This window comes from Staphylococcus sp. SA22, assembly GCF_054165785.1.
This window is the reverse complement of the sequence record NZ_JBSZQY010000007.1, coordinates 41,528-54,877: the sequence shown is the minus strand read 5'-3', so window position 1 is coordinate 54,877 and position 13,350 is coordinate 41,528. Positions and strand designations below refer to the sequence as shown.

Here is a 13,350-nt window from a genome sequence, read left to right as displayed (position 1 = left end):
CATTAAAGCGAACTTTTATATGAATTTAACAGAGTGCGAATTATGCAAATAAAGAACAGCAGTAAGATATTTCAAATAGAAGAATATCTTACTGCTGTTTTTCTGAATTTATTTACCTGATACTTGTGGACGTATCAGGTAAATGATTAATTTTTAGGTGATTGTGCTTGAGGTGTTTGTTTAGAAGGCGTATTGGTATTATTTGATTTATTAGCAGGTGGTGTGTTCTGTTGTTGATTATTTTGGTTGTTTGTTGACGATTGACTGCCACTACCGTGAGTATTATTTTTATATGTATTTGAGTCTTTTGGCTGAGCTGGTTGCGTATTCGAAGGTGCTGTTGAATGGTTGTTAGGAACATTTGACGGTAAAGATGGTTGATTGTCATTAGTAACGTTATTGCCATTATTTTGATTTTTATCTGCTTTGTCTGCACTATCATCTTGTTGATCATTTTCTTCGGTGTCTGTCTTTTTATGCGTAGCTTTATTTTCTTGTTCTTGGTTATTACTTGATGATGTAGAATGATTTATTGCAGCATAAATTGCGAACCCAAGTGCTCCGATTAATACGATAATTACGATGGTAATAAGAAGTTTTTTCAAATATAACGCCTCCATGTTAATGAAAAGTAGTCGATACGTGAAGCTAAATAATTTATTTCAATATTGCCATAATCATTTTAAAAAATAAATATTAGAAAATTAGACGATATTAATATTTTCATTGTTTTTTGTGTACTTCAATTAGTATAACAAAACTGTTATGTATTTATAAATATAATCATTAGTATTTTTATGGCTGAAAAAGTTATAATAAAAGTGTAAGGAATAAAATATTTGTATGGAAAAGAGAGATAATTATGAATAAAACCAGTAAAGTTTGTGTAGCAGCAACATTAGCATTGGGCACACTGATTGGAGTAACAGTTGTTGAAAATTCGGCGCCAACAAGTAAACAGGCACAGGCAGCAATAACCCCATATTATACTTACAATGGTTATATTGGTAATAATGCTAATTTTATTCTGGATAAGAATTTTATTAACGCGATTAAGTATGATAACGTGAAATTCAATGGTATTAAATTAGCTAAAACGGATACGATAAAAAAAGTAGAGAAATATGATCAAACTTTTAAAGGTGTTTCTGCAAAAGGAAACGAAGCAAGTCAATTGCAATTTGTAGTTAAAAATAATATTTCATTAAAAGATATCCAAAAAGCTTATGGCAAGGACTTGAAAAAAGAAAATGGTAAAACAAAGGAAGCTGATAGCGGTATTTTTTACTATCAAAATGCTAAAAAGACATTAGGAATCTGGTTTGTCGTTGATCATAATAGAGTTGTCGAAGTAACAGTTGGACATACACCATACAAAACAAGTAAATAAAATAATAACATATTAAGGCTAGAGTGTGAGGAGTGATACCGCATTCTAGTCTTTTTTATTATATGATGGTAGTTTTGGTGTCTCCATGATATTGAAATATATAGATTTAATCATGCACAGTTAAGTAGTCAGTATACATATTTCAAGCATTGATTAAGTATATAGAGCACTATTTTGTATTTGTTAATATTTTCACAAAAATAAAGCCTTGATAAATTTTAAAATATAATTAAGCCCAATTTTTAAAATTTTATTTAGTCACAGATAACATTTTTAAAAAAGAAAAGAATCAATAAATAAAATCAATGAACAAAAAGTATCGAAATAAATAGAAATAATCATTTACTTTTCTTAAAAATTAAATTAATATTTTATTTATAAGCTGTTTTTAAGATTTCAGGAGGAATGAAATGTGAGGAAATTTTCAAGATATGCATTTACAAGTATGGCAGCAGTAACCTTGTTGAGCACTTTATCACCAGCAGCATTAGCGATTGATTCAAACAATAAACCAGCTAATTCTGATATTAAATTTGAGGTGACTCAAAAGAGTGATGCGGTCAAAGCATTAAAAGAATTGCCTAAATCCGAAAATGTAAAAAATATTTATCAAGATTACGCTGTTACTGATGTAAAAACTGATAAAAAAGGATTTACGCATTACACATTGCAACCGAGTGTTGATGGTGTTCATGCACCTGACAAAGAAGTGAAAGTACACGCAGACAAATCAGGAAAAGTCGTTTTAATCAATGGGGATACTGATGCGAAGAAAGTAAAGCCAACGAATAAAGTGACATTAAGTAAAGATGACGCAGCCGACAAAGCATTTAAAGCAGTTAAGATTGATAAGCATAAAGCGAAAAATCTTAAAGATAAAGTCATTAAAGAAAACAAAGTTGAAATCGATGGTGACAGTAATAAATACGTTTATAATGTTGAGTTAATTACAGTGACACCAGAAATTTCACATTGGAAAGTTAAAATTGATGCTCAAACTGGCGAAATTTTAGAAAAAATGAACTTAGTTAAAGAAGCTGCAGAAACTGGTAAAGGAAAAGGTGTACTTGGCGATACAAAAGATATCAATATCAATAGTATTGACGGTGGATTTAGCCTAGAAGATTTAACGCATCAAGGTAAATTATCAGCATTTAGCTTTAATGATCAAACAGGTCAAGCAACATTGATTACTAATGAAGATGAAAACTTCGTAAAAGATGAGCAACGTGCTGGCGTAGATGCAAATTATTACGCTAAACAAACATATGATTATTACAAAGACACATTTGGTCGTGAATCATATGACAACCATGGTAGTCCAATTGTTTCATTAACCCATGTTAATAACTATGGTGGTCAAGATAACAGAAATAATGCCGCATGGATCGGTGACAAAATGATCTATGGTGATGGTGATGGTCGCACATTCACAAGTTTATCGGGTGCAAATGACGTAGTGGCACACGAATTAACACACGGTGTGACACAAGAGACTGCGAACTTAGAATATAAGGACCAGTCAGGCGCTCTAAATGAAAGCTTTTCAGATGTTTTTGGATACTTTGTAGATGACGAGGATTTCTTAATGGGTGAAGATGTCTACACACCTGGAAAAGAGGGAGACGCTTTACGCAGCATGTCAAACCCAGAACAATTTGGTCAACCAGCTCATATGAAAGACTATGTATTCACTGAAAAAGATAATGGTGGCGTACATACGAATTCTGGAATTCCAAATAAAGCAGCTTATAACGTGATTCAAGCAATAGGGAAATCTAAATCAGAACAAATTTACTACCGAGCATTAACGGAATACTTAACAAGTAATTCAAACTTCAAAGATTGTAAAGATGCATTATACCAAGCGGCTAAAGATTTATATGACGAGCAAACAGCTGAACAAGTGTATGAAGCATGGAATGAAGTAGGCGTGGAGTAAAAATATATAAACAAGAAGAAGTAATGTTAAACACTTATAAATAATTAAATTTTAAATACAGCTTATATATGGGGTATACCTACATTGATTATTGACTTTGTAGGTGTACCCTCTTTTTGTAATTAGATGAGAGGAGTGTGAGGGTTGTCTGCCGAAAGACTACTCGGCAGTCTAAAATCATTACTAGTAGCAAATATGTGATAATTAAATGCTGACTTAGAATACAAAATTCATTTTAAAAGTTGTCACAAAAAATTTACATGTATTTTTATTATCTTTTGCAAAACAAAGTGTTAAATTATAAATGAAACATGCATGAATTTATTTTTTAATACAAGAAACGTAACTACCAAAGGAGTTTACAATATGAAGAAAAGTAAACGATTAGAAATTGTTTCTACAATAGTTAAAAAGCATAAGATTTATAAAAAAGAACAAATCATTTCATATATTGAAGAATATTTTGGTGTAAGATATAGTGCAACAACAATTGCTAAAGACTTGAAAGAACTTAATATATATCGTGTCCCTATCGATTGTGAAACATGGATTTATAAAGCTATTAATAATCAAACAGAACAAGAGATGAGAGAAAAGTTTAGACACTATTGTGAACATGAAGTTCTAAGTTCAATCATCAATGGTTCATACATTATTGTCAAAACCTCACCTGGTTTCGCCCAAGGCATAAACTATTTTATCGATCAGCTAAATATAGAAGAGATATTAGGTACGGTGAGTGGAAATGACACTACATTAATCTTAACTGCCTCAAATGATATGGCGGAATACGTATACGCAAAATTATTTAAATAGACATGTATCAAATGAATAATAAAAATTTGTTTCGTATCACGTGTACTCAAGTTAGTTACCAAATATTAACTTGTGTACGCGTTTTTTTATGGAAAGAAAGAATTCATAGTCATTCATTTGACTGTATAAAAAACTTTATACAACATGTTTTTGTGGGTCTTTTTGAATAAAAAATGTATATTTAGACCCAAAACACCTTTATTTATGTATAAAAATCCATTATTATGTATTGTATAACAAAAAGATATGAAATTTTCGACTTTCTTTATGTGAATATAATCACATGTAAGCGTTTGAAGATTGTCTATACTCTAAATGAATTCAAAGATAAAAGGAGGAAATAGACATGACAGATGGTCCAATTAAAGTAAATAGCGAAATTGGAGCTTTAAAAACTGTGTTACTTAAGCGTCCTGGAAAAGAATTAGAAAATTTAGTACCTGATTATTTAGATGGATTACTATTTGATGATATTCCATATTTAGAAGTAGCTCAAAAAGAGCATGACCATTTTGCACAGGTGCTAAGAGAAGAGGGTGTTGAAGTACTTTACCTTGAGAAGTTAGCAGCTGAAAGTATTGAAAATCCTCAAGTAAGAAGTGAATTTATTGATGATGTATTAGCAGAGTCTAAAAAAACAATATTAGGTCATGAAGAAGAAATTAAGGCATTATTTGCGACACTTTCTAATCAAGAACTTGTAGATAAAATAATGTCAGGGGTACGTAAGGAAGAAATTAATCCGAAATGCACACATCTAGTAGAGTATATGGATGATAAATATCCATTCTATTTAGATCCAATGCCAAACCTTTATTTTACTAGAGATCCACAAGCCTCAATAGGACACGGTATAACAATCAATCGGATGTTCTGGAGAGCACGACGACGAGAATCAATATTTATTCAATATATTGTAAAGCATCATCCTAGATTTAAAGATGCGAATATTCCAATCTGGTTAGATCGAGATTGCCCATTCAATATTGAAGGCGGCGATGAACTTGTTTTATCTAAAGATGTCTTGGCTATAGGCGTTTCAGAACGTACATCTGCACAAGCTATTGAAAAGTTAGCGCGACGTATTTTTGAAAATCCGCAGGCGACGTTTAAAAAAGTAGTAGCAATTGAAATTCCAACTAGTCGAACATTTATGCACTTAGATACAGTATTTACAATGATAGATTATGACAAATTTACAATGCATTCAGCCATTTTAAAGGCAGAAGGCAATATGAATATATTTATTATTGAATATGATGACGTAAATAAAGATATTGCCATCAAACAATCTAGTCATTTAAAAGATACTTTAGAAGACGTACTAGGTATAGATGATATTCAATTCATTCCAACAGGAAATGGTGATGTCATTGATGGTGCTAGAGAGCAATGGAATGATGGCTCAAATACATTATGTATAAGACCAGGTGTTGTAGTGACTTACGATAGAAACTATGTATCGAATGATTTATTGAGACAGAAAGGCATTAAAGTTATTGAAATAAGTGGTAGCGAGTTGGTACGTGGACGTGGGGGTCCTAGATGTATGAGTCAACCACTATTCAGAGAAGACATTTAACGTAATAAATTATAGAAACGAGGGTGAAAATAATGACAGAAATTCAAAAACCGTATGATTTAAAAGGCAGATCATTATTAAAAGAAAGTGATTTTACCAAAGCAGAATTCGAAGGACTTATTGATTTTGCAATTACATTAAAAGAGTATAAGAAAAACGGTATTAAGCATCACTACTTATCTGGAAAAAACATTGCACTACTATTCGAAAAAAATTCGACGAGAACGCGTGCAGCGTTTACAGTTGCGTCTATTGATTTAGGTGCGCATCCAGAATTTTTAGGGAAAAATGATATTCAATTAGGCAAAAAAGAATCTGTAGAGGATACTGCGAAAGTATTAGGTAGAATGTTCGATGGTATTGAATTCCGTGGTTTTTCACAACAAGCTGTTGAAGATTTAGCGAAGTTCTCTGGTGTACCGGTGTGGAATGGATTAACAGACGATTGGCATCCTACACAAATGTTAGCTGATTTTATGACAATAAAAGAGAATTTTGGATATCTAGAAGGAATAAACTTAACTTACGTTGGAGATGGACGTAATAATATTGCGCATTCATTAATGGTAGCAGGTGCTATGTTAGGTGTTAATGTAAGAATTTGTACACCTAAATCATTAAATCCAAAAGAGGCATATGTTGATATTGCAAAAGAAAAAGCGAGTCAATATGGTGGTTCAGTCATGATTACGGATAATATTGCAGAAGCAGTTGAAAATACAGATGCTATATATACAGATGTTTGGGTATCGATGGGTGAAGAAAGTGAATTTGAACAACGTATTAATTTATTAAAAGACTATCAAGTGAATCAACAGATGTTTGATTTAACAGGTAAAGATTCAACGATATTCTTACATTGTTTACCAGCATTCCATGATACAAATACACTTTATGGACAAGAAATTTATGAAAAATATGGATTAGCTGAAATGGAAGTTACAGACCAAATCTTTAGAAGTGAACATTCAAAAGTGTTTGATCAAGCTGAAAATAGAATGCATACAATTAAAGCAGTAATGGCAGCAACATTGGGGAGTTAATCACTAAATGGAACGATATGAATATGATGTGTCTGATGATATAAGTGTCATGTACAGACACCTCATATTGGTATTAAAGGAGAAATGAATATGAACGAATCAGGAGATAACAAACTCAGTAAATCTTCTTTAATTGGACTAGTTATAGGATCCATGATTGGTGGCGGTGCGTTCAATATAATGTCTGATATGGGCGGTAAAGCCGGTGGATTAGCCATTATTATTGGTTGGATTATTACAGCTATAGGAATGATTTCATTAGCGTTCGTATTTCAAAATTTAACCAATGAACGGCCGGAGCTAGACGGTGGTATTTATAGTTATGCTCAAGCAGGATTTGGCGATTTTGTAGGCTTTATCAGTGCTTGGGGATATTGGTTCTCAGCGTTTTTAGGCAATGTTGCCTATGCAACACTATTGATGTCAGCAGTAGGTAACTTTTTCCCGATTTTTAAAGGAGGCAACACATTACCAAGTATTATTGTCGCCTCGTTACTACTCTGGGGTGTCCATTTCTTGATTTTAAAAGGCGTTGAAACAGCAGCATTTATCAATAGTATTGTTACTGTTGCAAAGTTAATACCGATTTTACTTGTAATCATATGCATGATAATTGCATTCAATTTTGACACTTTTAAAACAGGCTTTTTCGGTATGACGTCAGAGGGTGTATTGCCATTTAGTTGGGCGAGCACAATGAGCCAAGTTAAAAGTACGATGCTAGTGACAGTATGGGTGTTTATCGGTATCGAAGGTGCAGTAATTTTTTCTAGTAGAGCTAAAAATAAAAAAGATGTAGGTAGTGCCACGGTTATAGGACTTATATCAGTTTTAATTATCTATTTCTTATTAACTGTATTAGCTCAAGGCGTGATTTTGCAAAATCATATTCCTCAATTAGATTCGCCAAGTATGGCACAGGTGCTTGCAACTATTGTAGGTGGTTGGGGATCTACACTTGTAAATATTGGTTTAATTATTTCGGTACTAGGTGCATGGTTAGGATGGACACTGCTTGCTGGTGAATTACCTTTCATTGTTGCAAAAGATGGATTATTTCCAAAATGGTTTGCTAAAGAAAATAAAAATGGAGCACCTGTAAATGCACTGCTTATTACCAATATATTAGTACAATTATTTTTGATAAGTATGCTATTTACACAGAGTGCGTATCAATTTGCATTTTCACTAGCATCAAGTGCTATTTTATACCCTTACATGTTCAGTGCATTTTACCAAGTTAAATACACTTTAGAGCATCGACAGCAAGCAACTACTAAACAATGGACGATTGGTATCATAGCCTCAATTTATGCTATATGGCTTATATATGCAGCAGGTATCAATTACTTATTATTGACGATGTTACTTTATATTCCAGCTCTTCTTGTTTATTCAATCGTTCAAAAGAATAATCAGACACGTTTGATTAAATCAGACTATATTCTTTTTATGATTATTATCGTACTTGCAGTTATCGGGTTAATTAAGTTATTGATGGGAACGATAAATGTTTTTTAAAAGGAGCGACAAAAATATGAAAGAGAAAATTGTCATTGCATTAGGCGGTAATGCGATACAGACAAAAGAAGCAACAGCTGAAGCACAACAAACAGCTATTAGACGTGCGATGCAAAACCTTAAACCTTTATTTGATTCACCAGCGCGTATTGTCATTTCACATGGTAATGGCCCACAAATTGGAAGTTTATTAATCCAACAAGCTAAATCGAACAGTGACACAACGCCGGCAATGCCATTGGATACTTGTGGTGCAATGTCACAGGGTATGATAGGCTATTGGTTGGAAACTGAAATCAATCGCATTTTAACTGAAATGAATAGTGATAGAACTGTAGGCACAATCGTTACACGTGTGGAAGTAGATAAAGATGATCCACGATTTGATAACCCAACTAAACCAATTGGTCCTTTTTATACGAAAGAAGAAGTTGAAGAATTACAAAAAGAACAGCCAGACTCAGTATTTAAAGAAGATGCAGGACGTGGTTATAGAAAAGTAGTTGCGTCACCACTACCTCAATCTATACTAGAACACCAGTTAATTCGAACTTTAGCAGACGGTAAAAATATTGTCATTGCATGCGGTGGTGGCGGTATTCCAGTTATAAAAAAAGAAAATACCTATGAAGGTGTTGAAGCGGTTATAGATAAAGATTTTGCTAGTGAGAAATTAGCAACGCTGATTGAAGCAGATACCTTAATGATTCTTACGAATGTAGAAAATGTATTTATTAACTTTAATGAACCTAATCAACAACAAATCGATGATATTGATGTAGCAACACTGAAAAAATACGCGGCACAAGGTAAGTTTGCGGAAGGATCGATGTTGCCAAAAATAGAAGCTGCGATACGATTTGTTGAAAGTGGGGAAAACAAAAAAGTTATCATTACCAATTTAGAGCAGGCATACGAAGCTTTGATTGGTAATAAAGGTACACACATTCACATGTAGCACTTTATCACGCGACAAAACATTAAATATGTTTCTCCGTTGATTCAAATGAAAAAGTTGTCTGCTGACACTTTGCAAGGTTTGAAGGAGTTTAACTTATGACAGAAAACTTTATTTTGGGTAGAAATAATAAATTAGAACATGAACTAAAGGCATTAGCAGATTACATTAATATCCCATATAGTATATTACAACCATATCAAAGTGAATGTTTTGTCAGACATTATACGAAAGGCCAAGTTATTTATTTTTCGCCACAAGAAAGTAGCAATATTTACTTTTTAATTGAAGGTAACATTATTAGAGAACATTACAATCAAAATGGAGATGTATATCGTTATTTTAATAAAGAGCAAGTATTATTTCCAATCAGTAACTTATTTCATCCGAAAGAGGTTAACGAATTGTGTACAGCATTAACCGATTGTACAGTTCTTGGATTGCCTAGAGAATTGATGGCCTTTTTGTGCAAAGCTAATGATGATATATTTTTGACACTTTTTGCATTAATAAATGATAATGAGCAGCAACACATGAACTATAACATGGCATTAACAAGTAAATTTGCTAAAGATCGAATTATCAAATTGTTATGCCATCTATGTCAGACAGTAGGATACGATCAAGATGAATTTTATGAAATCAAACAGTTTTTAACTATTCAACTCATGAGTGATATGGCTGGGATTTCCCGGGAAACAGCTGGTCATATTATTCATGAACTTAAAGATGAAAAACTTGTTGTTAAAGATCATAAAAATTGGTTAGTAAGCAAACATTTATTCAATGATGTATGTGTTTAATATACAATGTAAAATGAATAAGTTGAACATGAGGTCTAACGTACATTTATACGTTAGGCCTTTTTTGCTAGCATGATGAGAAATTTAAAATGTTAGTTAAATTTGATTGTTGAAATTACAGTAAAATTTAAGGTGATGAAAAATTTAGAACTTCTAAGTTTTTGAAAAGTAAAACATTTGCAATAGTGTAAAAATAGTATATTGATTTTTGCTAGTTAACAGAAAATTTTAAGTTATATAAATAGGAAGAAAACAAATTTTACGTAATTTTTTTCGAAAAGCAATTGATATAATTCTTATTTCATTATACAATTTAGACTAATCTAGAAATTGAAATGGAGTAATATTTTTGAAAAAAAGAATTGATTATTTGTCGAATAAGCAGAATAAGTATTCGATTAGACGTTTTACAGTAGGTACCACATCAGTAATAGTAGGGGCAACTATACTATTTGGGATAGGCAATCATCAAGCACAAGCTTCAGAACAATCGAACGATACAACGCAATCTTCGAAAAATAATGCAAGTGCAGATTCCGAAAAAAATAATATGATAGAAACACCTCAATTAAATACAACGGCTAATGATACATCTGATATTAGTGCAAACACAAACAGTGCGAATGTAGATAGCACAGCAAAACCAATGTCTACACAAACGAGCAATACCACTACAACAGAGCCAGCTTCAACAAATGAAACACCTCAACCGACGGCAATTAAAGATCAAGCAACTGCTGCAAAAATGCAAGATCAAACTGTTCCTCAAGAAGCAAATTCTCAAGTAGATAATAAAACAACGAATGATGCTAATAGCATAGCAACAAACAGTGAACTTAAAAATCCTCAAACATTAGATTTACCACAATCATCACCACAAACGATTTCCAATGCGCAAGGAACTAGTAAACCAAGTGTTAGAACGAGAGCTGTACGTAGTCTTGCAGTTGCTGAACCTGTAGTAAATGCTGCTGATGCTAAAGGTACAAATGTAAATGATAAAGTTACGGCAAGTAATCTACAGTTGCAAAAGACTACATTTGACCCTAACCAAAGTGGAAATACATTTATGGCGGCAAATTTTACAGTGACAGATAAAGTGAAATCAGGGGATTATTTTACAGCGAAGTTACCAGATAGTTTAACTGGTAATGGAGACGTGGATTACTCTAATTCAAATAATACGATGCCAATTGCAGATATTAAAAGTACGAATGGCGATGTTGTAGCTAAAGCAACATATGATATCTTGACTAAGACGTATACATTTGTCTTTACAGATTATGTAAATGATAAAGAAAATATTAACGGGCAATTTTCATTACCTTTATTTACAGACCGAGCAAAGGCACCTAAATCAGGAACATATGATGCAAATATTAATATTGCGGATGAAATGTTTAATAATAAAATTACTTATAACTATAGTTCGCCAATTGCAGGAATTGATAAGCCAAATGGCGCGAACATTTCTTCTCAAATTATTGGTGTAGATACAGCTTCAGGTCAAAACACATACAAGCAAACGGTATTTGTTAACCCTAAGCAACGAGTTTTAGGTAATACGTGGGTGTATATTAAAGGTTACCAAGATAAAATCGAAGAAAGTAGCGGTAAAGTAAGTGCTACAGATACAAAACTGAGAATTTTTGAAGTGAATGATACATCTAAATTATCAGATAGCTACTATGCAGACCCAAATGACTCTAACCTTAAAGAAGTAACTGATCAATTTAAGGATAAAATCACTTATAAATACCAAAACGTAGCAAGTATTAATTTTGGTGATATAAATAAAACGTATGTCGTTTTAGTTGAAGGTCACTATGATAATACTGGAAAAAACTTGAAAACACAGGTTATTCAAGAAAATATTGACCCAGCGACAGGTAAAGACTACAGTATTTTCGGATGGAATAATGAGAATGTTGTACGTTATGGTGGTGGAAGTGCTGATGGTGATTCAGCAGTAAATCCGAAAGATCCAACTCCAGGGCCACCGGTTGACCCAGAGCCAGAACCGGAGCCAACGCCGGATCCAGAACCAAGTCCAGATCCAGAACCGGAACCAACGCCAGATCCAGAACCAAGTCCAGACCCGGATCCGGAACCAACGCCAGATCCAGAGCCAAGCCCAGAACCAGATCCGGAACCAACGCCAGATCCAGAGCCAAGCCCAGAACCAGATCCGGATTCGGATTCGGACAGTGACTCAGGCTCAGACAGCGACTCAGGTTCAGACAGTGACTCGGACTCAGACAGCGACTCAGATTCAGATAGTGACTCAGATTCAGATAGTGACTCAGACTCAGATAGTGACTCAGACTCAGATAGTGACTCAGACTCAGATAGTGACTCAGATTCAGACAGCGATTCGGATTTAGACAGCGATTCGGACTCAGACAGCGACTCAGATTCAGATAGTGACTCAGACTCAGATAGTGACTCAGATTCAGACAGCGATTCGGATTTAGACAGCGATTCGGACTCAGACAGCGACTCAGATTCAGATAGTGACTCAGACTCAGATAGTGACTCAGATTCAGACAGCGATTCGGATTTAGACAGCGATTCGGACTCAGACAGTGACTCAGATTCAGATAGCGATTCGGATTTAGACAGCGATTCAGATTCAGACAGCGATTCGGATTCAGACAGCGACTCAGATTCAGATAGTGATTCAGACTCAGATAGTGACTCAGATTCAGACAGCGACTCAGATTCAGACAGCGACTCAGATTCAGATAGTGATTCAGACTCAGATAGTGATTCAGATTCAGACAGCGATTCAGACTCAGACAGTGAGTCAGATTCAGATAGCGATTCAGACTCAGACAGTGACTCAGACTCAGATAGTGATTCAGACTCAGACAGTGAGTCCGATTCAGATAGCGATTCGGACTCAGATAGCGACTCCGATTCAGATAGCGAGTCAGATTCAGACAGCGATTCAGACTCAGACAGTGACTCAGATTCAGATAGTGATTCAGACTCAGACAGTGATTCGGATTCAGACAGCGATTCAGATTCAGATAGCGATTCGGACTCAGATAGCGACTCTGATTCAAGAGTTACACCACCAAATAATGAACAGAAAGCACCATCAAATCCTAAAGGTGAAGTAAACCATTCTAATAAGGCATCAAAACAACACAAAACTGATGCTTTACCAGAAACAGGAGATAAGAGCGAAAACACAAATGCAACTTTATTTGGTGCAATGATGGCATTATTAGGATCATTACTATTGTTTAGAAAACGCAAGCAAGATCATAAAGAAAAAGCGTAAATACTT

At 33.9% G+C, this 13,350-nt stretch carries 11 protein-coding genes; 10 read left to right on the top strand and 1 reads right to left on the bottom strand.

Annotated features, from left to right (window positions below):
• Positions 1–146: 146 nt before the first annotated feature.
• Positions 147–605, bottom strand: a complete 459-nt coding sequence (locus ACXQH5_RS07860) for a hypothetical protein (protein WP_000734789.1) — start codon at positions 603–605, stop codon at positions 147–149.
• A gap of 257 nt (positions 606–862) precedes the next feature.
• Here ACXQH5_RS07860 and isaB point away from each other — a divergent pair, with 257 nt between their 5' ends.
• The 10 genes from isaB to clfB all read left to right on the top strand — a co-directional run bounded on the left by isaB (position 863) and on the right by clfB (position 13,344).
• Positions 863–1,390, top strand: a complete 528-nt coding sequence (isaB, locus tag ACXQH5_RS07855; protein WP_001044557.1) for an immunodominant staphylococcal antigen IsaB — start codon at positions 863–865, stop codon at positions 1,388–1,390.
• A gap of 412 nt (positions 1,391–1,802) precedes the next feature.
• Positions 1,803–3,332, top strand: a complete 1,530-nt coding sequence (aur, locus tag ACXQH5_RS07850; RefSeq protein WP_001225026.1) for a zinc metalloproteinase aureolysin — start codon at positions 1,803–1,805, stop codon at positions 3,330–3,332.
• A gap of 366 nt (positions 3,333–3,698) precedes the next feature.
• On the top strand, positions 3,699–4,148 hold the full coding sequence (locus ACXQH5_RS07845) for an arginine repressor (RefSeq protein ID WP_000748760.1): 450 nt from the start codon (positions 3,699–3,701) through the stop codon (positions 4,146–4,148).
• A 2-nt stretch (positions 4,149–4,150) separates the two neighbouring features.
• On the top strand, positions 4,151–4,318 hold the full coding sequence (locus ACXQH5_RS07840; protein ID WP_049280148.1) for a hypothetical protein: 168 nt from the start codon (positions 4,151–4,153) through the stop codon (positions 4,316–4,318).
• 176 nt (positions 4,319–4,494) lie between these two features.
• Positions 4,495–5,730: an arginine deiminase gene (arcA, locus tag ACXQH5_RS07835; RefSeq protein WP_000129411.1), complete on the top strand. Its 1,236-nt coding sequence runs from the start codon at positions 4,495–4,497 to the stop codon at positions 5,728–5,730.
• Positions 5,731–5,762: 32 nt separating this feature from the next.
• Complete coding sequence (argF, locus tag ACXQH5_RS07830; protein ID WP_000136166.1) at positions 5,763–6,773, top strand: ornithine carbamoyltransferase; 1,011 nt, start codon at positions 5,763–5,765, stop codon at positions 6,771–6,773.
• Between the two features lie 90 nt (positions 6,774–6,863).
• Entirely contained in the window at positions 6,864–8,294 is a 1,431-nt protein-coding gene (gene arcD / locus ACXQH5_RS07825; protein ID WP_001005830.1) for an arginine-ornithine antiporter, read from the top strand.
• 16 nt (positions 8,295–8,310) lie between these two features.
• A complete protein-coding gene (gene arcC, locus ACXQH5_RS07820) occupies positions 8,311–9,252 on the top strand; it encodes a carbamate kinase (RefSeq protein ID WP_000660026.1) in 942 nt (313 codons plus the stop codon).
• Between the two features lie 98 nt (positions 9,253–9,350).
• Positions 9,351–10,055 (top strand): Crp/Fnr family transcriptional regulator, encoded by a 705-nt coding sequence (locus ACXQH5_RS07815; protein WP_000138218.1) that lies wholly within the window; start codon positions 9,351–9,353, stop codon positions 10,053–10,055.
• 349 nt (positions 10,056–10,404) lie between these two features.
• Positions 10,405–13,344 (top strand): MSCRAMM family adhesin clumping factor ClfB, encoded by a 2,940-nt coding sequence (clfB, locus tag ACXQH5_RS07810; protein ID WP_156989294.1) that lies wholly within the window; start codon positions 10,405–10,407, stop codon positions 13,342–13,344.
• Positions 13,345–13,350 lie beyond the last annotated feature (6 nt).